The 25,575-nt window shown below is 43.6% G+C and carries 32 protein-coding genes; 8 read left to right on the forward strand and 24 right to left on the reverse strand.

Translation table 11 applies throughout. The features are described from left to right. Positions 1–62: 62 nt before the first annotated feature. The 3 genes from SMUL_RS16755 (at position 63) to SMUL_RS11995 (ending at position 2,542) form a co-directional block, all read left to right on the forward strand. The gene (locus SMUL_RS16755) at positions 63–1,229 is read left to right on the forward strand and encodes a PilZ domain-containing protein (RefSeq protein WP_025345495.1); all 1,167 of its coding nucleotides are present in this window, start codon (positions 63–65) and stop codon (positions 1,227–1,229) included. 195 nt (positions 1,230–1,424) lie between these two features. Then, positions 1,425–1,895: a phosphatidylglycerophosphatase A family protein gene (locus SMUL_RS11990; protein ID WP_025345496.1), complete on the forward strand. Its 471-nt coding sequence runs from the start codon at positions 1,425–1,427 to the stop codon at positions 1,893–1,895. A gap of 80 nt (positions 1,896–1,975) precedes the next feature. Further along, entirely contained in the window at positions 1,976–2,542 is a 567-nt protein-coding gene (locus tag SMUL_RS11995; protein ID WP_025345497.1) for a YceI family protein, read from the forward strand. Here SMUL_RS11995 and SMUL_RS12000 read toward each other — a convergent pair. The 9 genes from SMUL_RS12000 to SMUL_RS12040 are packed head-to-tail and all read right to left on the reverse strand — an operon-like array spanning position 2,510 to position 8,863. Beyond that, positions 2,510–3,124, reverse strand: a complete 615-nt coding sequence (locus SMUL_RS12000; RefSeq protein ID WP_025345498.1) for an IMPACT family protein — start codon at positions 3,122–3,124, stop codon at positions 2,510–2,512. The two genes, SMUL_RS11995 and SMUL_RS12000, sit on opposite strands and share 33 nt — an antisense overlap. After that, the gene (gene modD / locus SMUL_RS12005) at positions 3,124–3,945 is read right to left on the reverse strand and encodes a ModD protein (protein ID WP_025345499.1); all 822 of its coding nucleotides are present in this window, start codon (positions 3,943–3,945) and stop codon (positions 3,124–3,126) included. The genes SMUL_RS12000 and modD overlap by 1 nt, the downstream gene beginning before the upstream one ends. 42 nt (positions 3,946–3,987) lie before the next feature. Beyond that, complete coding sequence (gene modB, locus SMUL_RS12010) at positions 3,988–4,653, reverse strand: molybdate ABC transporter permease subunit (protein WP_223809701.1); 666 nt, start codon at positions 4,651–4,653, stop codon at positions 3,988–3,990. Position 4,654: 1 nt separating this feature from the next. Beyond that, positions 4,655–5,368 carry a molybdate ABC transporter substrate-binding protein gene (modA, locus tag SMUL_RS12015; RefSeq protein WP_038533388.1) on the reverse strand — a complete coding sequence of 238 codons (714 nt, stop codon included), beginning with the start codon at positions 5,366–5,368 and terminating at the stop codon, positions 4,655–4,657. Beyond that, complete coding sequence (locus SMUL_RS12020; protein ID WP_025345502.1) at positions 5,365–6,231, reverse strand: ABC transporter ATP-binding protein; 867 nt, start codon at positions 6,229–6,231, stop codon at positions 5,365–5,367. The genes modA (SMUL_RS12015) and SMUL_RS12020 overlap by 4 nt, the downstream gene beginning before the upstream one ends. Then, on the reverse strand, positions 6,228–6,926 hold the full coding sequence (gene modB, locus SMUL_RS12025) for a molybdate ABC transporter permease subunit (protein ID WP_025345503.1): 699 nt from the start codon (positions 6,924–6,926) through the stop codon (positions 6,228–6,230). Before modB (SMUL_RS12025) ends, SMUL_RS12020 begins: the two co-directional genes overlap by 4 nt. Further along, positions 6,919–7,320, reverse strand: coding sequence for a TOBE domain-containing protein (locus SMUL_RS12030; protein ID WP_025345504.1), 402 nt, complete (start codon positions 7,318–7,320; stop codon positions 6,919–6,921). The genes modB (SMUL_RS12025) and SMUL_RS12030 overlap by 8 nt, the downstream gene beginning before the upstream one ends. Next, entirely contained in the window at positions 7,313–8,062 is a 750-nt protein-coding gene (modA, locus tag SMUL_RS12035; RefSeq protein ID WP_025345505.1) for a molybdate ABC transporter substrate-binding protein, read from the reverse strand. Before modA (SMUL_RS12035) ends, SMUL_RS12030 begins: the two co-directional genes overlap by 8 nt. A gap of 21 nt (positions 8,063–8,083) precedes the next feature. After that, the gene (locus SMUL_RS12040) at positions 8,084–8,863 is read right to left on the reverse strand and encodes a TOBE domain-containing protein (RefSeq protein WP_025345506.1); all 780 of its coding nucleotides are present in this window, start codon (positions 8,861–8,863) and stop codon (positions 8,084–8,086) included. Positions 8,864–9,066: 203 nt separating this feature from the next. Here SMUL_RS12040 and SMUL_RS12045 point away from each other — a divergent pair, with 203 nt between their 5' ends. Next, entirely contained in the window at positions 9,067–9,981 is a 915-nt protein-coding gene (locus SMUL_RS12045; protein ID WP_025345507.1) for a D-alanyl-D-alanine carboxypeptidase family protein, read from the forward strand. Between the two features lie 29 nt (positions 9,982–10,010). Here SMUL_RS12045 and proC read toward each other — a convergent pair whose 3' ends face one another. The 5 genes from proC to SMUL_RS12070 are packed head-to-tail and all read right to left on the reverse strand — an operon-like array spanning position 10,011 to position 15,268. Further along, positions 10,011–10,757, reverse strand: coding sequence for a pyrroline-5-carboxylate reductase (gene proC, locus SMUL_RS12050; protein WP_025345508.1), 747 nt, complete (start codon positions 10,755–10,757; stop codon positions 10,011–10,013). Between the two features lie 38 nt (positions 10,758–10,795). Continuing rightward, on the reverse strand, positions 10,796–12,016 hold the full coding sequence (locus SMUL_RS12055; protein ID WP_025345509.1) for an ABC transporter permease: 1,221 nt from the start codon (positions 12,014–12,016) through the stop codon (positions 10,796–10,798). Beyond that, positions 12,013–12,723 carry an ABC transporter ATP-binding protein gene (locus tag SMUL_RS12060; protein WP_025345510.1) on the reverse strand — a complete coding sequence of 237 codons (711 nt, stop codon included), beginning with the start codon at positions 12,721–12,723 and terminating at the stop codon, positions 12,013–12,015. Before SMUL_RS12060 ends, SMUL_RS12055 begins: the two co-directional genes overlap by 4 nt. Continuing rightward, positions 12,723–13,913, reverse strand: a complete 1,191-nt coding sequence (locus tag SMUL_RS12065; protein ID WP_025345511.1) for an efflux RND transporter periplasmic adaptor subunit — start codon at positions 13,911–13,913, stop codon at positions 12,723–12,725. The genes SMUL_RS12060 and SMUL_RS12065 overlap by 1 nt, the downstream gene beginning before the upstream one ends. Beyond that, on the reverse strand, positions 13,910–15,268 hold the full coding sequence (locus tag SMUL_RS12070; protein WP_025345512.1) for a TolC family protein: 1,359 nt from the start codon (positions 15,266–15,268) through the stop codon (positions 13,910–13,912). The genes SMUL_RS12065 and SMUL_RS12070 overlap by 4 nt, the downstream gene beginning before the upstream one ends. Before the next feature lie 130 nt (positions 15,269–15,398). Here SMUL_RS12070 and SMUL_RS12075 point away from each other — a divergent pair, with 130 nt between their 5' ends. Beyond that, a complete protein-coding gene (locus tag SMUL_RS12075) occupies positions 15,399–16,190 on the forward strand; it encodes an RMD1 family protein (RefSeq protein WP_025345513.1) in 792 nt (263 codons plus the stop codon). Here SMUL_RS12075 and SMUL_RS12080 read toward each other — a convergent pair. The 5 genes from SMUL_RS12080 to SMUL_RS12100 all read right to left on the reverse strand — a co-directional run bounded on the left by SMUL_RS12080 (position 16,187) and on the right by SMUL_RS12100 (position 18,359). Further along, complete coding sequence (locus SMUL_RS12080) at positions 16,187–16,414, reverse strand: DUF2798 domain-containing protein (RefSeq protein ID WP_025345514.1); 228 nt, start codon at positions 16,412–16,414, stop codon at positions 16,187–16,189. The two genes, SMUL_RS12075 and SMUL_RS12080, sit on opposite strands and share 4 nt — an antisense overlap. Then, the gene (locus SMUL_RS12085; protein WP_025345515.1) at positions 16,395–17,237 is read right to left on the reverse strand and encodes a mechanosensitive ion channel family protein; all 843 of its coding nucleotides are present in this window, start codon (positions 17,235–17,237) and stop codon (positions 16,395–16,397) included. The genes SMUL_RS12080 and SMUL_RS12085 overlap by 20 nt, the downstream gene beginning before the upstream one ends. Positions 17,238–17,381: 144 nt before the next feature. Continuing rightward, the gene (locus SMUL_RS12090; protein ID WP_025345516.1) at positions 17,382–17,783 is read right to left on the reverse strand and encodes a cupin domain-containing protein; all 402 of its coding nucleotides are present in this window, start codon (positions 17,781–17,783) and stop codon (positions 17,382–17,384) included. A gap of 98 nt (positions 17,784–17,881) precedes the next feature. After that, entirely contained in the window at positions 17,882–18,133 is a 252-nt protein-coding gene (locus SMUL_RS12095) for a type II toxin-antitoxin system RelE family toxin (protein ID WP_025345517.1), read from the reverse strand. Continuing rightward, positions 18,126–18,359: a CopG family ribbon-helix-helix protein gene (locus SMUL_RS12100; RefSeq protein ID WP_025345518.1), complete on the reverse strand. Its 234-nt coding sequence runs from the start codon at positions 18,357–18,359 to the stop codon at positions 18,126–18,128. The genes SMUL_RS12095 and SMUL_RS12100 overlap by 8 nt, the downstream gene beginning before the upstream one ends. Positions 18,360–18,473: 114 nt before the next feature. Between SMUL_RS12100 and SMUL_RS16760 the strand changes: the two genes are divergently transcribed. Continuing rightward, a complete protein-coding gene (locus SMUL_RS16760) occupies positions 18,474–18,911 on the forward strand; it encodes an SRPBCC family protein (RefSeq protein WP_025345519.1) in 438 nt (145 codons plus the stop codon). 15 nt (positions 18,912–18,926) lie between these two features. Here the strand turns inward: SMUL_RS16760 and SMUL_RS12110 are convergent, their stop codons facing one another. Continuing rightward, on the reverse strand, positions 18,927–19,610 hold the full coding sequence (locus tag SMUL_RS12110) for a tetratricopeptide repeat protein (RefSeq protein WP_025345520.1): 684 nt from the start codon (positions 19,608–19,610) through the stop codon (positions 18,927–18,929). A gap of 46 nt (positions 19,611–19,656) precedes the next feature. Here SMUL_RS12110 and SMUL_RS12115 point away from each other — a divergent pair, with 46 nt between their 5' ends. Both SMUL_RS12115 and SMUL_RS12120 read left to right on the forward strand, forming a co-directional pair. Beyond that, positions 19,657–20,466, forward strand: a complete 810-nt coding sequence (locus SMUL_RS12115) for an AraC family transcriptional regulator (protein ID WP_025345521.1) — start codon at positions 19,657–19,659, stop codon at positions 20,464–20,466. Between the two features lie 45 nt (positions 20,467–20,511). Further along, the gene (locus tag SMUL_RS12120) at positions 20,512–21,135 is read left to right on the forward strand and encodes a LysE family translocator (RefSeq protein ID WP_025345522.1); all 624 of its coding nucleotides are present in this window, start codon (positions 20,512–20,514) and stop codon (positions 21,133–21,135) included. Here SMUL_RS12120 and SMUL_RS12125 read toward each other — a convergent pair. From SMUL_RS12125 to SMUL_RS12140, 4 genes are all read right to left on the reverse strand, one after another. Then, positions 21,092–21,613: a lipocalin family protein gene (locus SMUL_RS12125; protein ID WP_025345523.1), complete on the reverse strand. Its 522-nt coding sequence runs from the start codon at positions 21,611–21,613 to the stop codon at positions 21,092–21,094. The two genes, SMUL_RS12120 and SMUL_RS12125, sit on opposite strands and share 44 nt — an antisense overlap. Before the next feature lie 35 nt (positions 21,614–21,648). Then, positions 21,649–22,005 carry a bacteriohemerythrin gene (locus tag SMUL_RS12130; protein ID WP_025345524.1) on the reverse strand — a complete coding sequence of 119 codons (357 nt, stop codon included), beginning with the start codon at positions 22,003–22,005 and terminating at the stop codon, positions 21,649–21,651. Between the two features lie 50 nt (positions 22,006–22,055). Beyond that, complete coding sequence (locus tag SMUL_RS12135; protein ID WP_025345525.1) at positions 22,056–24,542, reverse strand: efflux RND transporter permease subunit; 2,487 nt, start codon at positions 24,540–24,542, stop codon at positions 22,056–22,058. 141 nt (positions 24,543–24,683) lie between these two features. After that, a complete protein-coding gene (locus tag SMUL_RS12140; RefSeq protein ID WP_025345526.1) occupies positions 24,684–25,532 on the reverse strand; it encodes an IS982 family transposase in 849 nt (282 codons plus the stop codon). Between the last annotated feature and the right edge of the window lie 43 nt (positions 25,533–25,575).

The raw sequence follows: 25,575 nt of genomic DNA on the forward strand, positions 1-25,575 counted from the left end.
CTTCGCGCTGAATTCTGATATAATAAGTGCGTCTTCAATCAAAACACTGATGGATCTCAATCATGAAAACCAATGCTTTTTTGAACAACGACACTCAAAAGTTAGAAGAGAGTTTAGCGCTTTTTTTAAAAGAGTTTAAGCCTCTCTTTGAAGATTTTTTCACCTCCTTATGCACCAAATTCGATCCAACCATCGAAGCTCATAGTGCAAAAGAGATGGCGATCGCTCTAACACAAAGCCTCCTAAACACGCAAGATGCACCTCTTTTGTATGAAAAGATTTTCCTAGCACTGCGTCAAGACCACCCTTCCATAGACTTTGTGATACAAAAATCGATGGTTTATGTGCTTGAACACTCTGTTATCTTTGCACAAACACATTCGATACCTTTGAACGTTGAGCTTCTATGTGAGCGTCTTTACCAGCTGATTGACTCCCTTGCCTTGCATGCCAATGCTCTTTCGTTGCAGAGCGATGCCGTGATTGATTATACGGATGTGATGGGGAAAATGCCCTCAAAAGCGTTTCAAAGTGATCTCAGCAATGATGTTCTCTTATCGCCACGTTATGAAATGATGAATATCTTTCAGCAAATGCTCGTCGAAAATCAAAAAAACATCTACTGCCTCAACCTTTATGAGGGCATTCCTATCAGCTCAGAAGCAACGGTTGTAGAGATTTTGGATGCAAATGTAACGTTTCAAATGAGCCCACTGCAAGAAATAGCCATGCTTTTAGAAAATCAAGCGTTTCTTGTGAAAAATAGCTATTTTCCCAACCATCTCAAAGCCGATATTGTTCACATTGCTTTCAAAACCAATCACGTCACCTTGACTAATTTTAGATACGTCCAAAGCATGCCCGCACTTCAACGAGAAGGGGTGCGCGTTTATCCTTCCAAAACATCAAACATCGCGTTGTATCAATCAGACGCACTTTATTTAAACGGCATTCTCCATGACATTTCAACCAAAGGCTTGAGCATTTTAAGCAATGAAAAAGAGGGACTTCATGCAGGCGAAGATGTGTTGTTGGAGTTTGAGCTTCAAGACGAAAAGGACTCCATCAATGGGAAGGTTGTGAATATTATCTCCTATACAAACTCTTTTCGATACTGCATTCACATTGTGCCCAACGAAGGCATAAGCCGCATGATAGCAAACTACATCGAACAGCGCGAAAAAGAGATTACCGCAAAGCTTCAGATGGAACTGCAAAAATACGCCTAAGAAGCGCTTGAATATATAGAGTTCTTACAGAACTCTTGACACGTCTTTAAAGCAAAGCTCTAAAGACTACGTTAACACTGCGTTTTCTTCGGCAGAAAGCTCACGCACCTTTGGCGCTTTTTCTTCTTGCAAAATGAGTTTTGCAAGAAGTCTTATGCTACAATTCAACCACTAAACTACACACATAGGATCGTTATGCCAAATGCTTTTTTGACTTTTTTCTACACAGGGCTCTCGCCCAAAGCGCCTGGAACGGCAGGTTCTTTGCTTGCGGTTATTTTGGGAGCGGGAATTATTCGCTATATTTCCATGGAAACGCTCGTACTTTTGAGCATTCTTTTTACGCTGATGGCGGTTAAACAGATCAATGCGTATGAAGCAACCAGTGGCAATCACGACGATGGTCGCATTGTTATTGACGAAGTGGTGGGCGTGTGGATTGCGCTGATTTTAAGCTCAGGCACCCTCTTTCAAATCGTACTCAGCTTTGCTTTTTTCCGTCTGTTTGACATTTGGAAACCTTCACTCATTGGCAAGATCGACAAAGATGTCAAAGGTGGTTGGGGCGTTATGGGAGACGATATGCTAGCCGGTGTGGTTGCAGGTATCTGCAGTGCGGGCACATTTCAACTCTTTGGGTATTTTTCAAACACTCTCTTAAAGTAAAACATTACTTTTACATAATACGAAAGCCATAAGCGTCATACAACTATACTTTTCATAGATTTTATCAAAAGGACAGACCTATGAAACACCTCTTAAGACTCCTTATGGCGACCACCCTCCTTCTCTCTTTTGCGCAGGCGAAAGAGTTTATCATCGACAATGCGCACTCCAATATTGGCTTTTCTATCAAACACATGATGATCTCCAATGTGAAAGGCAATTTCAACGCGTACACGGCAGACATTGACTTTGATGCAGAGAAAAAAGTCTTTAACAAACTGGGCGCAAAGATTGAAGTGGCGTCCATTGATACGGGCATTACCAAAAGAGATGACCACTTACGAAGTGCTGATTTCTTTGATGTGAAAAAATTTAAAACGATTGATTTTGTGATGACATCCATGAAAGATGGAAAAGTACACGGCAAAATCACGATTCATGGTATTACCAAAGATGTGGTACTTGAGAGCAAAATTCATGGCGTGATCAAAGATTTTCAAGGGCATCAAAGAGTCGGTTTTACGTTAGAGGGTAAACTCAACCGTAAAGACTTTGGACTTGTTTGGAATAAAATCTTAGAAGGTGGCGGACTCACGGTCGATGACACCGTCAATTTAACGATTGAAGTCGAGGCTATCGAGCTTTAAGCGTTTAAATCCATCGCGTTCAAAAGGGAGAGCAAAGTCTAAAAACTGCGCTTTCTCCTCTTCACTCATCTCTATCTCCCACACAACACCATCACTTTGAAACTCCCGATGCTTTACATGTAATGCATGATGCAAGCTGTAGTGTTCAAACCGCGGCACAAGCGGATAATCTGTTTTACATGTAAAGATCTCTTTGAAAACAAATGGGATGAGCGAAGCCGCGGCAATGACCTCTTTGGCACTGCTTCCATAGGCTCGCACTAATCCACCTGTACCGAGCTTTATGCCACCAAAATAGCGCACAATCAACAGCCCAGCATTAACCAGTTCAACCCCTCGCATCACATTTAAAACAGGAGGTCCCGAGGTGCCTTTGGGTTCGCCATCATCGCTATTATTTTCCACAATTTGGCGAAATTCATTGAAAAAACGCTTTGCCCAGACAATGTGTGCCGCTTTGGGATGGTCACTTTTGAGCTTTACATGTAAAGCGTCAAAGTCGCTCATTGGGCAGAGGTATGCTAAGAATGTCGACTTTTTCTCTTCAACCTCCGCAGCAAATATCTGCTCAATGGTCTGCATTAACCCTCTTTTGAGATCACGACTTTAATGTCGGCAGGTTTTGCATGATACGGCGAAGAGGTGACAATAAAATCAACCCCCGTTTTGGCATACGCAACAATGTTCTGCTCACCAATGCCGCCTGTGGCGGAGAGAAGCAGATGCGGAAACTCTTCTTTGAGTGCCACACAACGTTCCAGTGTTTCAAAACTCATCTTTTCACATTGAAGTATCTGCGTTCCCAGTGTCGCAAAATAATGTGCCTCTTCGTAACTATCCACTTCCACGACAATCTTTTTTTCCAAATACTTCTGCTTCATTTTGGCAAATTGTGCTTCAAACGCCGCGTCGCTCTCAAAAAAGACACGATGTTGTTTAAAAACTAAAACCGAGTCATACAACCCCAAACGATGATGTGCCCCACCTCCTGCGTAGACCGCTTTGAGGGCTAACTCTTTGGTGCGAGGGAAAATTTTACGGGTGGTTAAGAGTTCAATTTTAGGATTAACTTCGCGCGCAAGGGTGATCATTGTGTTGGTTTTGGTCGCAATACCGCTTAAAAACTCTAAAATATTTTGAGAGACTTTCCATGCTTTGTGCGTCGCGTCCGCTCTACCATACGCTTCTAAGATCAGCTCACCTGCTTCTAGTCTATCGCCACACGCTTTGTAGGCATAGGTTTCAAGTCCGAGCTTTTGACACATCTCCGTAACAAACTCTACCCCACACAGCACGATAGGCTCTTTAGAAGCAAACGAAATCTTGGCTTTGTGAGACCCAATATCTAATCCAACCGTGGTCATGTCGATCAAACCGACATCTTCACGTATCATATCCATCATAAGCAAACCTTTACTAAATTATAATATTGTAACACAAGAAAATTAAAGAAACTGCTCCTCTTTTTGAAAAAAATGCAGCGCTGTAAAAACCGCCAACGAGATGACGATAAGAATCGCACACAAGAGCAGTGCCAAGCGGTATTCGCCATCAAAAACGGCATTGTAGATGGCAAGCGAGATCGTATCGGTTTTGCCGATTAAATTTCCTCCAAGCATCAACGTAATGCCTACTTCGCCCAAAGCACGAGCCAAAGCAATTAAAAGTGCCGCTACCACACTTTTTTTAATGCAGGGAAGGATAATAAAAATAAAGGTATAAAACCTGCTTCTACCACCCATATAGGCGGCTTCTTTAATGGTTTTGGGGAAAAGTTCGATGGCAGATTGAAGTGGCTTGACCATCAAAGGAAGCGCGGCAACAAACCCCGCGATCACAAGTCCTTTAAATTCAAAGATAAAACGTATGCCCATCGCATTAAAATAGCTTCCAATCCAGCCCTGTTTTCCTAAAAGAAGCAGCAGTAAAAAACCAATCGCAATGGGTGGAAAGATCAAGGGAAGCGTCACGAGTGTTTCAAGAAGCCATTTGTATTTTAGCTCTTCTTTGGAGAGATAATAAGAAAGTGGTATACCCAAAAAAACCAAAAGGAGTGCAACCACACCGATGGTTTTCAGGCTTAGCACCAAAGGGTGCCAAACCTGAACCATTTCATAGCCCATATTTTGTAAATATCTCTTTCGCTTTAGGTGTTTTCAAAAAAGCAACAAATGCTTGACACGCTTGATCGGCTTCGCAGGTACTTAAACTTCCTGCAACGATCTCAATGGGCGTGTAATAGGTTTGTGGGATTTTGATGTAGCCACCCATTTTATCGATGCTATCCAGCGCTGCAGTAAGGTTCATAATGCCCACATCCACCTCGTGTGTGGCGACATACGAACTCACTTGTGGCACTGTCGCTACAACCAAAAGCTTCTCTTTGACACGCGCATACAGCTTTGCATTGTTTAAAAATTCCATACCTGCATCGCCATAAATCGCTTTTTTGGCTTCAGGCATAGCAATGCTTTTAATACTCTCTTTGGTGAGATCTTCGATGCTATCAAAACTCACTCCTTTGGCATACGCGATAACTGCGACTCCCGTGCCAATGGTTTGATACGTCGCAAAACTCAGCTCTTTTTGCTTCTCAAGAAATTTCTTATCGGCTATCACTAAGGAAATTTCAGCCTGTTTGGCATGGGCAAAAATCTGCGCCATATTGCCATACATCGCGTCTATCTTTCCATTCCCACTCGCTTCGTACGCTTTGAGCACTTCCACAACGGGTTTTTTGTACCCTGCTCCCACGGCAATTTTAAGATCATCTGCACACACATGGCTTAACAGTGCCACACATAAAAATACTAAGATTTTTTTCATGATTTTTCCTTCAATCGTTGAATCATAGGGGCAAATGCTTTCGTTCCAATGCTGACGATGTCGCCTACATGTAAATCATTCGCCTCACCGCCATCAAGGACCACTTCGACGATCTGCTGACCAATGGCGATGATCGCGATGTATATGACATCAACCTTCACAATGTCCAAAAGCTCTCCCTCAAAAGAGAATTTTTGACTGCCTTGGGTGCGAAGTAGTACACTTTTTGCATCGCCATCTTGCATCACTTTACCTTGTGAAAGAACCACAACGCGTGAACTCAAACGGTAAATTTCACTCGGATCATGACTGACCATAATGGTCGTCGTACCAAAGTTTTTATGAAGCGTTAAAATCTCATGTTGCAATTTGTTGCGCATGGTTGGATCAAGCGCAGAGAGCGGTTCATCCATCAAAAGGAGCTTGGGTCTATTCATCATCGCGCGGCACAAACTCACGCGTTGCTTTTGACCGCCCGACAACGTTGCAGGCTTACGACTTGCTAGCTCTGCAAGCTCAGTCAACTCTAAAAGCTGTTTGGCTAGTTCTCTGTCTTTGCGCACAAAAAGAAGATTTTCCAAAACGCTCATATTGGGAAACAGAGCGTAGTCTTGAAAAACAAACCCGATACCTCGTTGCTGAGGCGCTAAGCAGTTCGCACCATCAAGCCATAGCTCATCATCGACCCTAATTTTACCTTGTGCATTTTCAAGCCCTGCGAGAATGCGAAGCAGTGTCGTTTTACCACTACCACTTTGACCTGAAAGCGCCACAAAATTTTTGCTCTCAATGCTAAGGTTGACATCCAGCTCCATCTTGCCCATAGAGCCTAAAAGCTCTTTGTGAACATCAATTTCTATCATGAAAGCCCTCCTACATGATGGCTTTGATTGCGGTTAAACATATATACCAACAGCAGCACCAAAAAGCTAAGACTTACCATAATTCCACTGTAAATATGCGCACTCGTATAATCCATAATTTCGACCATCTCATAAATTGCTACCGACGCCACTTTTGTTTCACCAGGAATGCTTCCACCCACCATCAAAACGACACCAAACTCGCCAACCGTATGGGCGAAGGTAATGACAATCGCCGTCATTAATGAAGATTTGATATTGGGAAGTGCTACAAACAGAAGTGTTTGAAGTCTATTTTTACCCGCGATATATGAGGCTTCCAACATATTTTTAGGCAATGCTTCAAAACCACTTTGAAGCGGTTGCACCATAAAAGGAAGCGAATAAAAACAGCTTGCGACCACAAGTCCTGTGAAGTTAAAAACCAATTTCAGACCAAAAACATCTTGGAAAAATTGCCCAATGGGTGAGTGAAACGAGAGTGCATAGAGAATGTAAAAGCCCAAAACGGAGGGAGGCAAAACAATTGGAAGCGCAGTAATGGACTCAAAAACAGGTTTGAATCGCGATTTGCTTTGCGATAAATTCCAAGCGATAAAAAGGGAAATCACAAAGAGAATTGCGGTGGTAATGGACGCGAGTTTAAATGAAATGAGAAAAGGGGTAAACTCCAATGCCATCAGCTTTTCAAGCATTGAGCACCTCCAAAACAAACAGCTCGCTTGCTTTGATAAGCAACGTAACCTCATCGTTTTTTTGAAGATTCATCCGCGTTGAAGAGCTTAACGTGATAAAACTTTGCACCTCATTTCCGTTTACATGTAAAAGAATAGTGCTGAGCAATTTTCCATTTTCGATGCTCACAATCGTCGCAGGAAGTTGGTTAGCATAACTGAGCTCACCTCGAAGATTTTTCGCAATGGCAACATGCGAAGGCTTGATGCCAAGGGTGACATGTGCGTTTACATGTAAACCCTTTGGCAGATCAAGACCCATCATTTTTAGGCTCACACCTTCATAATCGAAACTAATGATATGAAGATTTTGCTCGCCCTCAATATGCGTCACAACGGCACTAAGTCTATTCATTGACCACATATCCATAATTTTTAAAGACTTCTTTTGCTTTAGCGCTGAGAACAAAGTCATAGAACGCTTTTGCATCAGCATTTTTCTCTGCTTGTTTTAAAAGAACGATACCTTGAGCAATAGGTTTGTAGAGTTTTGGATCAACATCAACCCATTGAACTCCTTTTTTGTACTCTTTCATTTTGTCGCTGTAAAAAGCAGACGCATTAACAAAACCAACATCAGCCGCTGTCAATGAAAATTGTAATGCTTGTCCAATACTATCGCCTTGAACCAATTTTGGCTCAACTTTATCTAAAACATTTGCGTTTTTAAATGCTTCAATACTGGCAGTTCCATACGGCGCTGTTTTTGGATTGGCAATCGCTACTTTCTCGACTTTTGGATCTGTAAGTAGCGCAAGACCTTTACTTAAATCAAGACCTCGTGTACTCACCATAGCTAAAGCGCCACTCGCATAGACAACAGGTTTTGTCACAGCAATGCCATCCGCATATAAGCTTTCAGGGAATTTCATATCGGCACTTAAGAAAACATCAAAGGGAGCACCGTTTTTAATTTGGGTAGTAAATTTGCCGCTGGCACCTAAAACGGTATTGACTTTGATCGCTGGGTTTGTTTTAGCAAACTCCGTTTTAAGCGACTCAACCGCATCCGTCAAATTGGCAGCAACCGCAACACTAATCTCTCCTGCAAGCAAGCTTGCACTTAAAATAACACTAGTTAAAAATAGTTTTAACATAGAAACTCCTTCATAAGATTTTTATTTTCCGATTAAAATACTACTGGATTTGATGATGGCGCAGACGCGAGAACCAACCCCAAGGCTTAAAGCTCTGACCGATTCTGATGTAATGGTGGAGACCACCACATCGTTTTGACCGATGTCAATGCTTACTTGTGCATTGACTTCACCGATTTTGATATCTGTGATCACGCCTGCAAGCTTGTTGCGTGCACTCGTTGCGATGTCAAGAACATTGGAAATTAACACCGAAGAGGCTTTAATGATGCCAACCACTTCATCGCCAATCTCAAGCCCTAACTCTTCGACCGCGCTGTTGGTGATGGTGGAGACAAGAATCACCCCACTTTTGAGCACAATGCTCACCTCTGCATTCACTTTGGCTTGTTTGATCTCACCGATTTTTCCCATCAGCTGATTACGCGCACTGATCTGCATAGCAATCCTTTGTATGTGTTTTAAACTGTTCATCTCAAAGTCACCGACCGTCGAAAGTCTATTTAAAAATCTTTCATACTCTTTTTTTAAAACGCTGTAGTTGGCAATCACCTCAATACCTAAGGGTGTTAGGGTTGTTCCGCCGCCTCCACTACCACCTGTAACACGTGTCACAAGAGGATGGTTGGAGAGGTTATTCATCGTATCAACGGCTTCCCATGTCGCTTTATAACTCAGCCCCACTCTTTTGGCGGCACTGCTGATGGAACCTGTCTCGGCAATCGCCTCAAGGAGCCTAATGCGCTTTTCTAAAAGGGCTGGTTTGTCAAAACTCATCACACCAGAGGTAATCCCTTCCATATATCTTCCTTATGTAATTAAAGTATATAACGGTAGATCGTACTTAAACTATTTGGAGCATTATAACGTTATTACCTTAAGCGTTATAACGCATTCTGTTTATTTTTTCACCATTTGAGGCAAAGTGGCTATTTTAGCCATTTTAAAAGGGGAATTTTAAGAAATTTTTACTAAAATCAAAAATCTATTTTTAAAAGAGCCTTATGACACACAAAATTTTATCGCTTATCTGCGGCGCATGCATTATCACAAGCTCCCTTAGTGCAGCTTACCTTGACAAAGAGACCGCGGATCGTATTAGACGCAACACCGATTCGATCATTGCAAAAGACTTAAGTACAAAACAACTTATCTTCGCCAAAGATGAACAAAAAATCAACCAACCCGCAAGTTTAACCAAAATTATGACCGCCCTGTTAGCCCTAGAGAGTGGTCGTATGAACGAGGTTGTAACGATTACCCGTGAAATGATCCAAGTTGAACCCACTAAAGCAAACCTTCGTGTGGGTGAAAAATTCTACTTAAGAGACCTTGTTAAAGCGGCAATGGTCATGTCTGCTAATGATGCTGCGATGAGCATTGGCGTCTTTTTGGGGGATGGGGATGTCGATAAATTTGTAGTACAAATGAATAAAAAAGCCAAAGCCATTGGCATGAAAAATACCAACTTCACCAACCCATGCGGATTTGACATTGGTCGTCACTACTCCACCGCACTGGATCTTTTAACGATGAGTGAATATGCAATTAAAAACAACAATTTTAACGAGATGGCAAAACTAAAGCGTCACGATTTTAGAGCGATCAATACCAAAAGATCGTATGCCGCCTACACCCATAATAAACTGCTCAACAACTACAAATACGCCGTCGGAATCAAAACAGGCTACACCCAAAAAGCAGGCCCATGTCTCATTGCGCGTGCTAAAAATGGGAAAAAAGATATCTTAGTGGTGATGCTCAACTCCGAACACCGTTGGAATGACATTAGAACCATTTTTGAAGATGTTCTACCTGACATCACCCACTCTAAAGTAGCCTCTCAAAAAGCAACTGCGCCATCAAAAAGCAAAAAGAAAACCACCGCAAGCAAGAAAAAAGCACAAAAAATCGCGTAGGCTTGTCAACAGACAAGCCTTAATCGTTTCTACTTTGAAAAACCCTTTGCTCTCTCATACGATGCTTCCATCGCTTTGATAAAACTGTCTCGCACTTTTCCCTCTTCCAGTTTGGCATAACCCGCCGCAGTCGTGCCAGCAGGGGACATCACTTTGTCTTTTAAAAGGGCTGGGTGTTCACTTTTGAGCACTTCGCCCACGCCTTCAAAAAGCGTTGCGATGTATTGGTAGGTAATCTCTCGCTTCATTCCAAGATTGACGGCACCATCACTCAGCGCTTCTGCGACCAGTGCGATCCACGCAGGGGCAGAACCAGCGAGTCCTGTTGCGATGTCGAGCTCTTTTTCACTCTCTAACCAAAAACAACGACCGATGGAGCTTAGAATATCCATCGCTTCATCTTTAAGTGCCACATCCCCGCACAATGATGTCGCAGATTTGCGTACGAGAGCTGCCATATTGGGCATAGAGCGAATGTAATGCTTTGCCATAATGCCCGATTTCAGTTTTTCCAAACTCACACCCGCCATAATGGAAATCACGCCCTCCGCGATGCCTTTGGTGTGCAGCATGCTAAACGATTGGGGTTTGATCGCAAGGATGACCAGATACCCTTCTAAGGAGGGAATCTCGCTCACAATGGTGATTGTTGGATAAAGCGTTTGAAGTTCTAGTACTCTTGGTGGGTACGCTTCAACAACTGTAATATCGTTTACATGTAAACCTTGAAGCATCGCTCCACCCATATTGCCCGCACCAATTAAAAGTAATTTCATTGATCTTCCTATGCTAATTTTGAAGAATTATAGCGCAATTATTGGTACCGCAACGCATCAATAGGTTCCAGATTGGCTGCTTTTCGTGCGGGGTAAAATCCAAAAAAGACACCAACCCCTGTTGCAACCAAGAAAGAGATAAGGATGGAATTTTGAGTAATCACCACGCTAATAGGAAAGAAATGCGCCACCGTATAAGCTCCACCCACGCCCACACAGACGCCAATGAGACAGCCAATGATCGAGATCATCAGCGCTTCAAGTAAAAACTGCATTAAAATATGACGCTGTTTCGCGCCAATCGCGATGCGAATACCAATTTCACGGGTACGCTCCGTCACAGAAACGAGCATAATGTTCATAATACCAATGCCCCCAACAAGCAGAGAAATCGAAGCAATCGCAGCCAACATCAAAGACATCGCTTTAGTCGTCTCTTGCGCTGTATTGGCAAGCGCGGTGAGGTTACGAATCGTAAAATCATCTTCCGCATTTTCACGCAGTTTATGACGTTGTCGTAAAAGTTCTCTCATCTCTTTTTCGGCTTGATCCATCACGCTATCATTAAGCGCTTCGACCATAATGAATCGCACGACGCCTTTAAACTGCGTTCCAAAAAGCTTCGTTTGTGCTGTCGTAATAGGCACAATCGCCGTATCGTCTTGGTCCCTGCCATCTAAACTTTGCCCTTTTTTTGCTAAAATACCCACAACCAAATACGGACTGTTTTTAATTCGTATTGTTTTGCCCACAGGGTCTTCATCGCCAAAAAGATTTTGTGCAATCGTTTTACCCAAAACCACGACACGTGTGGCACCTCTAACATCCGAGTCCGTAAAAGAGTAACCATTTTCGATCTCCCAGTCGCGCACTTCAAAGTACGAAGGAGTTGTTCCTGTCACTTGCGTGTACCAGTTCGTGGATTGGTAGATGAATTGAGCAGAGCTCGAAGTGGTGGGAGCTGCGGCTAAAACCGTATCCATCTCTTCGATGGCAGTCGCATCGGAAGCGGTAAGTGTTTGAACCCCACCACTTCCCAAACGTACCCCGCCTGAGCTCATAGAGCCTGCAAGAACGATAAGCAAATTGCTTCCCATCGACGCGATGGAGTCTTTGACTTTGGCTTGCGTACCTGCTCCCACCGCGGACATCACAATGACGGCTCCCACGCCGATGACCATGCCAAGCATCGTCAAAAAGGTTCTCAGTCTGTTAGCTCCCATGGCGCGCCATGCTTCAAATAACATCGCCAAAATCATGCGATCTCTTTTACATGTAACGCTGTTGGTCCATCGTGCTGAATCCTGCCATCGACGAAATTAACCAACCGTTTAGCGTAACGCGCGATGTCAGGCTCATGGGTTACGAGCACAATCGTAATGCCCTCTTTTTCGTTTAGATCGCAAAAAAGTTGCATGATCTCTTCACTCGTTTTGGTGTCAAGATTACCCGTTGGCTCATCCGCTAAAATCAGTTTAGGGCGATTGACCAAAGCGCGCGCAATCGCAACGCGTTGCTGTTGTCCGCCTGAGATTTGATTGGGCAAGTAGGTTCCAAACGCTTCAAGCCCCACACTTTTAAGGATCTCTTTGGCGCGAATTTTACGCTCGTGTGCCTTCATGCCTGAGTAGACCAAAGGTAGCGCCACATTGTCGATAAGGTTTTGTCGTGGAATCAGGTTGAAGCCTTGAAAGACAAAACCGATCATGTGATTTCGAAGGTCAGCAAGCTCATCTCTGCTCAGATTTTTGGTGTCTTTAGCGCCTAAAAAATAGTTTCCACCCGTGACTTTATCAAGGCAACCCAATATGTTCATAAAGGTCGATTTTCCAGAGCCTGAGGGTCCCATGATGGCGACAAATTCGCCTTTTTCAATCGTAATATCCACACCTTTAAGCACATTAACTTCACCCGCATCGGTGTGATAGTTCTTGCTTAAATCCTGTATCTTAATGATCTCTTCCATTAAAAAGGCCTCATGGGAGGATGAGAACCACCTCCTGTGGCACTCGTGGCCGTCGAATATTTATTCTCTTCCACAATGATTTTATCACCAGCTTTGAGCTCATCCGTGATGATTTCACTCATACGATTATCAGAAATCCCGACACTGACTTTGATAGGTTTTGGTACGCCATTTTCAAACACAAACAGTGTGGCACTGCCTCGCTCTTTTTTCTCTTTTTTTGGCGTAGTAGGTTTGGCATCTTTACTTGGCGGCATCGTTGGTTTATAACGTAAAGCCGCATTGGGCACTATCAAGACATTTTTCTTCTCCGCAAGGATGACATTGACATACGCCGTCATGCCAGGGATGAGGATTTCATCGGGATTTTCAACCGTTACGACCACATCATACGTTACAACATTGGAAACGGTGGTCGCGTTGAGTCTGACTTGCTTAACCACGCCGACAAATGCATTGTTGGGAAATGCATCGACCGCAAAGGTCACTTTTTGCCCTACTTTGATACGCCCAATGTCTGCTTCGGCAAAGTTAGAGTCGATCTGCATCTGCCTTAAATCTTGTGCAATTTTAAAAAGCACGGGTGCCGATAAACTCGCCGCGACCGTTTGTCCTACATCGATCTGGCGGTCGACCACGACACCTGAAACGGGGGAACGCACAATCGTATATCCTTGGTTGGTGCGATCTTTTTGCGATTGCGCAAGGGCAAGATTGAGCGCCGCACGCGCCGCTTTAAGCTCTTGGACACTCACGTCTAACTCTTGTTTTGAGATGTACTCTTTAGAAAAGAGTTCGCGAGAGCGTTTTTCATTGGCAATGGCAAGTTCCAAAGAGGCTTCGGCACTTTGAACGCTTGCGGCACTTTGCGCGGCTTGTGCATCCAAAAGCGCAGGATCAAGTTCGGCTAAAATTTGCCCTTGTTCCACACGATCGTTAAAATCAACATACAGTTTAATGACTTTTCCTGAGACTTGCGTACCCACCGTAACGAGCACTAACGGGTTCAGCGTGCCATTGGCAGAGACACTTTGCGTGACATCGCCAAGCTCCAAGGTGTGAAATTTATACTTCGCTTCGAGAGGCGGTTTTGTGTACTCTTCCCAACCATAATACCCACCAATACACAGTGCAATCAATGCAAAGATAATAGTAAATTTGTGAAGTAGCATCTTTTTTACAATGTTCATGGTTGTCCTTTTATCGTTGAGAAATCAAGTGAGCCCATCGCTTTGGCGAGGCTTGCTTTGGTAATGTACCAGTTGTAAAGTGACTGGATGTGTTGCTGTTTAGCACTCGCAAGGGCACTTTGAGCGCTTAAAAGATCAAGAATCGTTCCAACTCCTGCTTTGTAGCGGCCAAGGGCAAGATCGTACGAAGCTTGCGCACTGGCGACCAAATCGTTACTCGTGCGTGTGGCTTGGGTTTCGCTAATCAAGGTTTGGTACGTTTTATAGACGTCTAAGTTCGCATCTTGGGAGAGCTTTTCATACTCTGCTTCGCTGATTTTGAGCTGTTGTTGCGCTGCTTGAACTTTGTACTTCGTATTAAAGCCTGAAAAAATAGGAATGCTTACGTAAAGTCCAATGCTGGAACTTCGCTGAGAGGTATTGAACACCGTATCGGTATTGCCCGATGTTGCTGAGAGGGAAAAGGAAGGCATGTGATCCGCTTTGGCAGCTTTGAGCTGTGCTTCATACGCTTTGATCTTCGCACTTGCCGCCATCAAATCGGGACGAAGCCGTTGCGCCTCATCCATCAAAGCTCTGATATTACTCTCAAAAGCGATATCAGGAATAGCAAGACGTGGATTTTGCAGCAAAATCGTGGTGTCAGGCATCATGCCCAAAACACTCGCCAGCCCACCTTGCGCGCTTTTCACGCTCCCTTCGGCTTGAATACGGTTGAGCATCGCTTGCGAATACGCCGTTTGCGCTTGCAAGGTATCTGCAGGGGTTGCGGTGCCTACAGAGTAGCGTGTTTTAGCAGCATTGAGACTCTCCAGTGCGGAGCGTTCGGCTTCAAGACTCGCTTCCAATGAAGCGTTGGAGCCAAAAAGCGTGTAGTAGGCTTCAACAGCGGAGAGAAAAACGCTTTGAATCGTGTCGTTTTCCGAAAAAAGGGCTGCATCCAAAAGCGCTCTTGCGTTATCGTACGTCGCGTCGCGTTTGCCAAAATCGTAGAGCAAATACGAGAGCGTCACGCTGATATTCTCTTGATCACCATTGCGTGTTTCACTGCTTTCACTCTGCAAAATCGAGCCTGAGGCACTCAGTGTTGGCAGATACGCAGAACGACTTACTCCCACTTGTGCTGCTTGGTAGAGCGATGTTTGCCACGCAATGTTTGTTTGCGGATTGTTGCACAGTGCTGCCATCACGACATCGGACAATTCCAAAGACTTACTCAGATCGGTTGTGGTGCAGGTCACAAACGTCGCTTGCTGTTTTGGCAACAGCGCGTATGTGCCCAGTGGATCAAAATCCTCCGCTAACAGCACACACGCCACGCCAAAAACCATGCTCCCTATGAATTTCAAACGCATTGGTATCCTTACGTCATTGACTGTTTTTTTAGGCTAATATTACCAGTAATTTGTTAACACTTCTTTACATGTAATACTTTAGTTCTATTTTAGGAGTATCATTTGAAAAGAGTTTTTACAAGGAGTTTTTATGGCTACACCTTTTTCCCTCATCTCAATCTCGCTTCCGACTCCTTTTACCAGACAAGAGGTGGAAACAAGGCTCGATTGCACGTTGAAAAAAGGAATCGAAAAGGCGTTTTTTCATCAATACCGCGACACCTTTTTGGTCTATACGCAGTTCCATGTCCTCACCTTTATCAACTGGAAACAAGAGGCGATGGATGAAGCGCTCGTCAAATTGGGCATCAAAGATGCCTCTTTTTTGGAACAGCGCTACATTTTTCAAGACTATCCGATTCTCATTGAGCCCAATTTAGAGTTTACATGTAAAGTCAGTAATGAGCAAATTATCCTCAAAGAACCCTTGCCGCTTTACCTCATCATCATAGCGCTTGTCATCTCGCAAAGCGTGGGGTTGGAGAAGTATGAGCAAGACCTTGATGTGCATTTTGAAAAGAGTCAACAACTGCTTGATCTCACACAGAGTTATGCCCTGCTCAAACGCTCCAAACTCATCGAATTTGCACGCAACCTCACCGCCATTCAACACGGCATGGTGAGTGATCTGTTTTTGCTTGATAAACCTAATATTTTGTGGGACAACGAAGAAGCAGAAAAGCTCTACAATAGACTTTCATCCATCCTAGAGCTCAAAGATCGCTTCGAGATCGTCGAGCACAAACTCACTAACCTCAAAGACGACATCAGCATGGCGCTGGATATGTTCAACCACAAACACAGCGAGTTTCTAGAGTGGATCATCATCGGCCTCATCGGCTTTGAAATCGTGATGGGACTGATCGAGTTTTTTAAACATTAAGATTCAATAATCAGCTTTTTAACAAGCTTTCGCACGATTGGAACAACGATCAAGATTGCAGGAAATGCGACTATATAAGCTCTCCAAAAGGCTTTAAACCATTGCAAGAAAAAAGTATCCGTAAAACCTACGTTGATGAGTGTGATAACAAATGACATCAACAAGGTCATAAACAGCGACATAAAAAAGGCAAATGTGATAAACTCATACTTCTTTGGAATCAAATTTTTCTCCTAAAATTCTTACTTCACGCTGCGGGTAAGGAATGCTGATATTGTTTACATGTAAAGCGCTATAAAGCGCTAAATTGACCTCATACTGTACCTTAAAATAGCGCTTCGTCGGCACCCAATAGCGAAGCCCAAGGGTGATGGAACTCTCGCCAAATTGTGCAATGCCAATGACGGGTTTATGCTCTTTGGAAACCTCGCTAAAGCCATCCAAAACCTCGTGCATCACGGCAATCGCTTTAGCAGGATCTTCTTCATACGCCACACCAATACTGGTCTCCACAACCCTAAACTCAAACGAGTTGACCAACACATCGCCGATCATCTTTTTATTGGGAATCGTGATGAGCTCTTCATCTTCATTGCGAAGCACGGTGTAGGAGAGTTTGATCTCTTCGACCACCCCGTAAAAACCACCGATGGAAAGCGTATCGCCGACTTTAAACGGACGCGAAATGATGAGTAAAACACCTGCTGCATAGTTGGAAACACTGCCTTGAAGAGCCAAACCAGCCGTCAAAGAAACCGCACCAATCGCCGCAACAAACGGAGCGATGGAAATGCCAATTTTTCCAAGGGCAATGACGATCATCGCAGTAAAAACCAGCATCTTAACCACGCTCGCGACAAACTTAGCCAGCGTGCTATCAAAATGGTTACTCTCAAACAGACGCATCAAAAGCGCATACACATACTTCGCCGCAAACCAACCTAAAACAACGATGATCAGCGCCCCCAAAAGCTGAAAACTGTAATGGGTCAAAAACTCAATCACAACCGTGTAAAACTTCTGAAGCGTTTGCAACTCTTTGTCCATCGCGCACTCCTCATCTCATGAGAGTTCTTACAGAACTCTTTTATCACGGTTTTTAGGCAAAGCCCAAAAACCTACGCTACGCCGCTGTGGCACTAAAGCTTGCCTCTAACGAGGCAGAAATTTATGTGTATCATTATAACAAAACTATTTTTTAATGGAATAAGCACTCTCTTTCGTCCCCGCATAAAAGACAACGATCTCGACGGACTCATCGCCCTCATTCACGCCATAATGCCACTTCTCCACCACTTCAATGAGGGCATCACCCGCTTTGAGCTGCAACGTTTTGTTCTCATCCGTCACAACTTTCAGTGCGCCTTTGACCATATACCCCGCATTGATGATGGGATGCTTGTGAAGCGGAAGCTCCGTGTGAGCAGGAATGGTGATCTTCAAAACCGAAATCTCAGGCGCCTCTGTGGGGTAAGCGGGCAAGCTAGAGCCATCCCAGCTCTTGTCTGACTTGACAAGGGTTACAGATTCTACATTTCCAGCGGCAAAAACAGCGCTTGAAAGAAGCAGAAAAAAGCAGAGTAATTTTTTCATGATCGACCTTTTGATGGGAGTTTTGAGACCATTTTACTTTACATGTAAAAGGTTGTCAAGGATGATGGAAATGGTTTACATGTAAAGATTGATCACTTTTAATAAACCTCTTTACGATGCGCGATGCGGATAATGGTAATGAGCAAAATGGTGCCCTCTTTGAGATACACAATACGATAATCGCCTGCGCGTTTGCGAAATTTGCCTTTGTGGTTGCCTTTGAGAGCTTTATCGTTCGTAAAATTGCCGACGTTTAACTCTGCAATTTTTGACCAAATGAGCTGTTGCACGTCATGTTCTAATTGTGCCAACTCTTTAAAAGCTCGTTTGTCAAAAATGACCTCAAACATTGGCAAGACTCAAGTTTTTTGCGACCTCTTCTAAGCTCATGACGCCCGCTTTGCCTGATTTGATCTCATCAATGCGCTTATCGGCGATCATTTCATCCAGCGTATCCATGTAGGCAGAAACCGCTTTTTCGATGATCCACGTACGATTGCGGTCGATTTCTTTGCCGATGGTATCGATCTCATTCAAAAGCGTTTCATCCAACCTGATGTTAATTGCTTTTTTCATGGCATCTCCTTTTTTGTAGCTATTTTACTCCATATGTAGATACATGTCAACTTAAAATCTTTACATGTAAACTAAATTCATGCAAATACGCTACACTCAACAAAAAGGAACACCATGAACTTCAAAACCTTGCATTACACCTGCATTCTTGACGCAAGTCCTGAAGCAGTCTGTGCGTTTCACACCGACACACACAATCTTCCGCTGATTACGCCGCCGTCGATTAAGGTGAACATCGTAAAAATGGAGCCAAACAGCGTTATACTTGACATCAAAAAGTTTGGGATTACGACACGTTGGGAGATGGCACTGGAGATTAACTGCCCTCAAAGCATTGTCGATGTGATGATCAAAGGCCCTTTTGCGTCGTTTCGACATGAAAGACTTTTTGTCGCAGAAGGCGAAAATCGCACGCGTATGGACGAAACCATCACCCTCTCATCTCCCCTTCCCGTTTTCCAATCGCTCTTTTTCTGGTTCGTTAAAAGAGATATGGACGCCATGTTCGCTTACCGCCATGCCAAAACCAAAGCGCATTTTTTAGCTAAATGAGTTTACATATAAGCCTTACTCAATAAAATAACTGTTCTTAATTTTCTCGTAGTTTTTGCATCCTGTCTCATCTCCCAGCTCGCACGCCTTTTTGAAAAACAAGATGGCGCGCTCTTCATTTTGCTCGACGGCGCCACCCACATAGTACATGCTCCCAAGATGCACACATTCACTGGCACCTCCTGCATCACAACTGTTTTGGTAATACGTTACGGCATACTCCATATTGCCATCTTGCTCGTACAAAAGTCCGAGATGTGCGCAACTACTGCTATCTCCACCATTGCAAGCGCGATCGTAATAATCAATGGCTTTTTGCATATCTTCGCTGACTCCTTTGCCATTTTCATACAGCATCGCTAAGCTTTCACAACCCGAAGCATCACCATTGACGCATGCGCGTTCATACAATTCTGCCGCTTTTGGAAGGTTGGTACCTGCGTGTCCATTTTCGTACATATAGCCTAAACTGGTGCACCCTTTGGAGTTGCCTAAATTGCAGGCTTGCTCGTACAAAGTGCGGGCATGGGAAAAACTTTGCAATACGCCTTCCCCGACGTGGTACATGCTTCCAAGTTCCAAACACGCCTTCCCATCGTTATGGTCACATCCATTTTGAAGCTCACTCTCGCGTTCAAAATCCAGCGCAAACAGTGAAGATGCGATCATTAGAACCATGATACAAAAGAGTTTTTTCATGCCCTTCTCCTTGCTAACATTTAAATAATTATATTACAATACTTTTATGAACGAGACAAAAACCAATCTGATTTGCTATGAGCAGGCACCTTTTTTGCAGATTCGCCAAACACTTCAAAGTGAGCGCGCGTATGAAAGTCATGCCCATCCAACCCTTTCCATTGGCTTTATGGTGGAAGGTACAACGACGTTTCAAACGCCCAATGGTTCGTTTTTACTCCAACGCGGCGCCCTTGCGATCATTCCACCGCACACCCAACACGCGTGCAATCCCTTACCTCATACCAAACGAAGTTACATTATGGTTTATCTAGACGCAGAGCTTTGCGCGCGCATACAAGCCAAACACTTTAAAGAAGCCACAACCCTGCTGCCACTCACCACGCCATTGGTATTTCATAAGGCTTTATTTGAGGCGTTTGAGCGCATTATTACCGCACTCATAGAGGGGTTTTCATCTTTACATGTAAAAGAGTTAGAGGCATGGTTGGAGCACTTTTTTTGGCTTTACACGAAGCAAGGCGTGAGTCAAAAAAAAGGCGATGTGCTCCAAGACGTAGCGCACTTTTTAGAGAGTCGCATGGATGAAACACCCCGTCTCGACGAGCTTGCTAAACGCTTTTCCATCAACCCCTTTGTTCTCGCTCGCCACTTTAAACAGACTTACGGATGTACTCCAAAACACTACGCGCTGGATGTGCGCATCGAACACGCAAAGCAGTTGCTTCGCCTTGGCACCTCACTTGCCCTGTGTGCTCAATACTGTGGCTTCGTCGACCAAAGCCACTTCCACCGCTTTTTCAAACGTCACACCGCCCTCACACCCAAAGAGTACCAAGTCAATTTTATACAATAACTTTTTTCGCGTTTGCTTTATGCTTACATGTAAAAAAGGAATGACATGTTTGAGCCTCAGTTTTTCACCCTAACATCCATCTATTTTTTAGCGCTTTTAAGCCCAGGGCAGGACTTTTTTCTCATTATTAAACACGCGCTAAGTCATGGCTACAAAAAGGCGTGGTGGAGTTGTTTGGGGATTGCGAGTGGGAACGCGCTTTACATTGCTTTAGCGTACATTGGGTATGAATTTTTAAGTCGCTACAGGATGATTCTCTCACTCGTTGAAATGGGCGGTGCGGCGTTTTTGTTTTACCTTGGCTGTCTGCTCTTTTTTGCACCCAAACCACGCCTTGAAAATACGTTACATGTAAACGCAAAAATGGCGTTCAAACTCTTTGTACAAGGGCTTTTCTCAGCATTTCTCAATCCTAAAAATATTCTCTTTTATTTCTCTTTGCTTTTTACGATCATTCAGCCTGAGACAGCTTTACATGTAAAGATTTTTTACGCGGCGTGGATGATAGCGTTATTACTCGTGTGGGACATCTTTGTAGCGTTTTTGTTTGGCAATCAAAGAGCGTTAAAACTGCTTCCGTACCTTTTCATTGTGCAAAAAGTGGTAGGCGTTGGGTTGATCGGCTTTAGTCTGCACCTTGCGTCAACATGGTTTTTGAACGCCAAATAAGTTTGGTGGTATCAAAACCTAGCGTCGTGGCAAGAGAGAGAATGTGGTCGATGTCAGATTGCGCCATCTCAGGAGTGCGCGAAAGGATCCAAAAATACTCCTTGCTAGGCTCACTGATAACCGCATAACGGTAATCTTCGGCTAAATCAATAATCCAATAATTGCCGTAAAATGGCCAAAAGAAGGTGACTTTGAGTTTAGAATTGCTTTTTTCATCGACACTGTAAGCGCGTCCATTGGCTTCTTTGGTACGATTTTCATCGGCTACATAACAGCTGTTTTTAACGCCGATCATGCCATCTTCTCTGAGCGTGTAAAAGGCTTCAACACGACTGCAGCCACGCTCAAAACGATGATCAAACCGTGCGATCTCATACCAACGCCCCAGATAACGATTGATGTCAACAGATGCAACCGTCGGCAGTTCTGAAGCGTAAACCAAAAGTGTGCTCAAGCAGAGCACAATCCATTTTGTCATTTTTTTCCTTGCTTCAAACGTTTACATGTAAAAAATTACGCTTGAGTTTTGAGAAACATCGCCAGCTGTGAGTCGATGTTGCGAATGTGCAGATCCAAACGATCGCCCACACCGTTTTTGATGTAGTTTTTGGCAAACAAAGTATTGCCCTGCATCGCCATTGCTAAGAACTGGCTCATTTCGCCAAGAATTTTTTGGTGCTCCTCAAAATGCTCCATGTAACCTTGAAAATGAAGCTCTTTCATCAAGCGCTCTTCGTTAGCAAAATGCTCTTTCGTATGGTGGATCAGCGCGCTAAACGATTCCGTAAAATGAGTGTAGTCAAAAGAGCTTAACAGTTCGTCACACTGAAGATGGTAGGTATCGAGTTCGGGGCAGTTCAGGCTCAGCATCTATCACTCCTTTTTCACACAGTATACCCAAAAGGAGCGATAGATGAAGGTTATTTTTTGTGCGTCACGCCTTTGCCAAACGGTTTGAAAAAGACCACTAAAAACGGTGAGAAGAGAAGATCGGAGACAATCGCCGTTATCAAAACGATGACCGTTAAAAGTCCGAAGATAAGGGTGGGGATGAAGTTGGATGTCACCATCACCAAGAAGCCTACAATGGTAGCCAACGAGTAGTAAAACATACCAAAAGCAATCGTTCCGTGTGCTCGGTGCATCGAAGCGATGTAGTCACCATCAATTTGAAGCTCTTCACGGAAGCGGTAATAGTAGTGAATCGTATTGTCCACCGTAATGCCCAGCGCAATCGACGCAATTGTAATGCTCATCATATCAAGAGGAATGTTAGCAAACCCCATGATGCCAAAGATGACACTTACAGGAACCATGTTGACGGTCATCGCCAAAAGTGCAATTTTTAAAGAGCGGAAGAGGAACAAAAACATAGCGCCCAAGGAGAGTACCGCCAACCCAAGGGTCGAAATCTGTGAGGAGAAGAGGGATTGAAGCATGTTGTTATACAGCACCATCATGCCCACAAGATGATAATTTTGCGGATCAAGCCCGACCTCACTCTGCAACCCTTTTTGAATACTCTCCAACAGCTCAGAACGCCTGAGCTCTGGGTTGGAGTCTACAACACGCACCACAAAACGCGCTTCGTCATGCTCAATATTGATATACGGAGAGAGTAAAATCTTTTTGTATCGCTCAGGCAGTTCATTGTACAAAAGAGCTAGCTCAAAGTTGTCAAAATCGTTGCCATTTTTAACGATGCGCCCTACTTTTGCAAGCGTTCCAAGTGAGGAGACATTGCCAATTTCAGGTAACGAGAGCAGATAGTCGTGGACTTTTAAAATAGTCTGCATTTTCTGCGCCGTGAACCAATACTGTGCTTCGTTGTTCATGGCATTGAACTCCTCTTCAAACCCATCGATAGCAGAAGCTGCGTCCTCATTGTTTTCTTTCTGCGCAGGTGCTTTTGGAAATTTAACCACAATTTCTAAAGGAGTCGTTCCACCTAAATTGTTGTCAATCTTCTTCATCCCTTTGTAAATCTCAGTACTCTTTTTAAAGTAGTTGATAAAACTGTTTTCAACCACCAACCGAGATGCCCCAAGAATACTAAATAACCCAAGAGCGATGGCCACTGTTACAATGATTCGGCTGTGATGTTCTACAATTTTGGCGAAGGTTTCATTGAGGGTAAAGGCTTTGTCAAACACCAAAACGGGTGGCTCTTTTTTGAAAAGCATCATCATCGCAGGGAAAAGGGTATAGGTCACGATTAAAGAGATGGTTACACCAATGTTCATCATCGTACCAAGATCGATGATCGGCAAAATACCACACGTCATCAGCGAACCAAAGCCCGCAATAGAGGTTAAAATGACAAAGATGGAAGGAATACTCATACGCTCAAAGACAATGCCTAAAAGCTCTTTTTGTGACGCATCAGGGTAGAGCGCATACTCTTCTCTGTAGCAGACGATGAGATGGATGACCAACGAAAGTGTCGTGATAAGCTGCATCGCCACGTAGTTGGAGGAGATAACCGTGACTTCAAGCCCTAAAAGAGCATTGATGCCTGTAGTAATGACCACAGCGCTGATCGAGACGATAATGGGCAAAACCACAAAGCGAATTTGACGGAAGATAATCCACAAAATGGCAATCATAATGACTAAAATAGCAATACCGTAAATCTTGATGTCATCTTTCACAAAGCTGATCATGTCATCCGCAATCATGATAACTCCACCCAAGAAAAGATCCCCCTCGCCTTTGTAAGGTGCAATGGTTGCTCTCACCGTTTCAATCAGACGATGCGTCTCATCACGGGTACTATCACGATACGCTTTAAACGCTTTCTTGGCAGCTTCATACTGGGTTGTTTCCTCTTGAGTGAGAGCTCTTTCTTGCTCTAAAAGAAGGTATTTGTTGCGATTTGTGAGTAACTCAGTGTAGGTGAAATCATCTTTAAGATTGACCACAATCGCCGTTGTTTTAAAATCTTCACTGACAAGATTTTGCGCATACAAAGGGCTTGTGGTCAGCTCTTTTTGCACTAAGGCTTTGTCAATACCAGGCGATTCAAGTGTTTGAACATTGCCAATGAGCTCTTGAATCGGTCGAGGGGGACTTTGCAAAAGTGGGACATCTAACAAAGATGTGACGCTCTCAACACCTTCAATTTTGAGCAAAGAGGCTTTGAGATTTCGAATGGTGGAAAGCGTGGTATCGGAGAGTAGAGACTCTTTAGGACTAAACGAGATGACTAAATAATCGGGACTGATGTAACGAGCATGCACTTCGCGTGTGAGCTTAAGGTCTTGATCATTTTCAAGCAACAGTGTCTCAGCCGAAGCATCAATGCTCAAATATTGCGCGTAATAGCCAAAAATGCCCGTAAGAATCGTAACAGCGAACAGTACGGCTTTAAAGTGCTTTGTAATAAAATGGGTATAGTGTTTTAACATTCTGATTCAACTTTCTTCTCAAAATATACATGTAAAGGCAAACGCACAGGCTCTCAGTCCCACTCAGTCCCACACCTGTTTTTTCATTATCAGAAGAGGCTGTACCTTTTGTTTCAATATCAATTGATTTAACCCAAACTGCTAGTTAAACAGAAGAGCTTTTTTGTCATCACTAAGCTTCAAAAAGCAGTTGATAGCATACGCAGTGATGAAAAGTCTAAGCTTTGTTAAAAAGCCACCAATGGTTGTAGCCTTAATCACTTTACCAAACTTAGCAGTGATCATAGAAAAGGCAGTTTCAACACCTTTTCTAATTCTACGCTTGGTAAAATACTCTTCTTTGTTTTCTTGTTGCATGTTGTTACGCCCAATGGGTGAAAGTACAATCTCAAACTGTTTTAAAAAAGCTTCTAACTTTGATGAAACATACCCTTTATCTCCAATCGTGATTGATTTTTGGGGTAGATAGTGCATAAATTGATACCCCGCCGTAACATCGTGTATGGAGCCTTCTGAGATATGTACCATTACAGGCTCTTTATCGGCTGTGACTACCATATGGACTTTAAGCCCATAAAAGAATCTTCCTTTGGATGCATTATACCCCTTCAAAGATGGATCACTCCACAATCTGACTCTGCTTTGCCTTGTGATTTGGCACAATTCAACAGGAAAAGAATCAACAGAGTAAATCTTTGCACCGTTTAATCGCTGAAACAATGAGCCTAAAAACAAAAAAAGTGTGGACAACACGTCATTTATTTTTACTAAGCGGCGCAAAAATCTCGTGTAGTCAATCTCTTTCACCAAGTGCATCATCTTAACATACTGATGTGCTTTGAAATAGTTGCCATTAAAATCATTCACTGCCATATACCCGATAAGCAGCACTTCTGCATTACTAATCTTAGCTCTAACATCATCTTTTATCCCTGATACCTTCAAATACTCATCAATTAAACAATAAACGGCTATAATATCTCGATCCATAATCTCGCCTCCCACGGCTTTCTATGGAGTTTAAAGCAACTTT

The sequence above is a fragment of the Sulfurospirillum multivorans DSM 12446 genome (assembly GCF_000568815.1).
GTDB classification, from domain to species: domain Bacteria; phylum Campylobacterota; class Campylobacteria; order Campylobacterales; family Sulfurospirillaceae; genus Sulfurospirillum; species Sulfurospirillum multivorans.

Excerpts from the sequence above, each read along its gene's own strand:
- SMUL_RS16755 (WP_025345495.1), top strand. The coding sequence starts at position 63 with ATGAAAACCAATGCTTTTTTGAACAACGACACTCAAAAGTTAGAAGAG.
- SMUL_RS11990 (WP_025345496.1), top strand. The coding sequence starts at position 1,425 with ATGCCAAATGCTTTTTTGACTTTTTTCTACACAGGGCTCTCGCCCAAA.
- SMUL_RS11995 (WP_025345497.1), top strand. The coding sequence starts at position 1,976 with ATGAAACACCTCTTAAGACTCCTTATGGCGACCACCCTCCTTCTCTCT.
- SMUL_RS12000 (WP_025345498.1), bottom strand. The coding sequence starts at position 3,124 with ATGCAGACCATTGAGCAGATATTTGCTGCGGAGGTTGAAGAGAAAAAG.
- modD (WP_025345499.1), bottom strand. The coding sequence starts at position 3,945 with ATGATGGATATGATACGTGAAGATGTCGGTTTGATCGACATGACCACG.
- modB (WP_223809701.1), bottom strand. The coding sequence starts at position 4,653 with ATGGTTCAGGTTTGGCACCCTTTGGTGCTAAGCCTGAAAACCATCGGT.
- modA (WP_038533388.1), bottom strand. The coding sequence starts at position 5,368 with ATGAAAAAAATCTTAGTATTTTTATGTGTGGCACTGTTAAGCCATGTG.
- SMUL_RS12020 (WP_025345502.1), bottom strand. The coding sequence starts at position 6,231 with ATGATAGAAATTGATGTTCACAAAGAGCTTTTAGGCTCTATGGGCAAG.
- modB (WP_025345503.1), bottom strand. The coding sequence starts at position 6,926 with ATGCTTGAAAAGCTGATGGCATTGGAGTTTACCCCTTTTCTCATTTCA.
- SMUL_RS12030 (WP_025345504.1), bottom strand. The coding sequence starts at position 7,320 with ATGAATAGACTTAGTGCCGTTGTGACGCATATTGAGGGCGAGCAAAAT.
- modA (WP_025345505.1), bottom strand. The coding sequence starts at position 8,062 with ATGTTAAAACTATTTTTAACTAGTGTTATTTTAAGTGCAAGCTTGCTT.
- SMUL_RS12040 (WP_025345506.1), bottom strand. The coding sequence starts at position 8,863 with ATGGAAGGGATTACCTCTGGTGTGATGAGTTTTGACAAACCAGCCCTT.
- SMUL_RS12045 (WP_025345507.1), top strand. The coding sequence starts at position 9,067 with ATGACACACAAAATTTTATCGCTTATCTGCGGCGCATGCATTATCACA.
- proC (WP_025345508.1), bottom strand. The coding sequence starts at position 10,757 with ATGAAATTACTTTTAATTGGTGCGGGCAATATGGGTGGAGCGATGCTT.
- SMUL_RS12055 (WP_025345509.1), bottom strand. The coding sequence starts at position 12,016 with ATGATTTTGGCGATGTTATTTGAAGCATGGCGCGCCATGGGAGCTAAC.
- SMUL_RS12060 (WP_025345510.1), bottom strand. The coding sequence starts at position 12,723 with ATGGAAGAGATCATTAAGATACAGGATTTAAGCAAGAACTATCACACC.
- SMUL_RS12065 (WP_025345511.1), bottom strand. The coding sequence starts at position 13,913 with ATGAACATTGTAAAAAAGATGCTACTTCACAAATTTACTATTATCTTT.
- SMUL_RS12070 (WP_025345512.1), bottom strand. The coding sequence starts at position 15,268 with ATGCGTTTGAAATTCATAGGGAGCATGGTTTTTGGCGTGGCGTGTGTG.
- SMUL_RS12075 (WP_025345513.1), top strand. The coding sequence starts at position 15,399 with ATGGCTACACCTTTTTCCCTCATCTCAATCTCGCTTCCGACTCCTTTT.
- SMUL_RS12085 (WP_025345515.1), bottom strand. The coding sequence starts at position 17,237 with ATGGACAAAGAGTTGCAAACGCTTCAGAAGTTTTACACGGTTGTGATT.
- SMUL_RS12090 (WP_025345516.1), bottom strand. The coding sequence starts at position 17,783 with ATGAAAAAATTACTCTGCTTTTTTCTGCTTCTTTCAAGCGCTGTTTTT.
- SMUL_RS12095 (WP_025345517.1), bottom strand. The coding sequence starts at position 18,133 with ATGTTTGAGGTCATTTTTGACAAACGAGCTTTTAAAGAGTTGGCACAA.
- SMUL_RS12100 (WP_025345518.1), bottom strand. The coding sequence starts at position 18,359 with ATGAAAAAAGCAATTAACATCAGGTTGGATGAAACGCTTTTGAATGAG.
- SMUL_RS16760 (WP_025345519.1), top strand. The coding sequence starts at position 18,474 with ATGAACTTCAAAACCTTGCATTACACCTGCATTCTTGACGCAAGTCCT.
- SMUL_RS12110 (WP_025345520.1), bottom strand. The coding sequence starts at position 19,610 with ATGAAAAAACTCTTTTGTATCATGGTTCTAATGATCGCATCTTCACTG.
- SMUL_RS12115 (WP_025345521.1), top strand. The coding sequence starts at position 19,657 with ATGAACGAGACAAAAACCAATCTGATTTGCTATGAGCAGGCACCTTTT.
- SMUL_RS12120 (WP_025345522.1), top strand. The coding sequence starts at position 20,512 with ATGTTTGAGCCTCAGTTTTTCACCCTAACATCCATCTATTTTTTAGCG.
- SMUL_RS12125 (WP_025345523.1), bottom strand. The coding sequence starts at position 21,613 with ATGACAAAATGGATTGTGCTCTGCTTGAGCACACTTTTGGTTTACGCT.
- SMUL_RS12130 (WP_025345524.1), bottom strand. The coding sequence starts at position 22,005 with ATGCTGAGCCTGAACTGCCCCGAACTCGATACCTACCATCTTCAGTGT.
- SMUL_RS12135 (WP_025345525.1), bottom strand. The coding sequence starts at position 24,542 with ATGTTAAAACACTATACCCATTTTATTACAAAGCACTTTAAAGCCGTA.
- SMUL_RS12140 (WP_025345526.1), bottom strand. The coding sequence starts at position 25,532 with ATGGATCGAGATATTATAGCCGTTTATTGTTTAATTGATGAGTATTTG.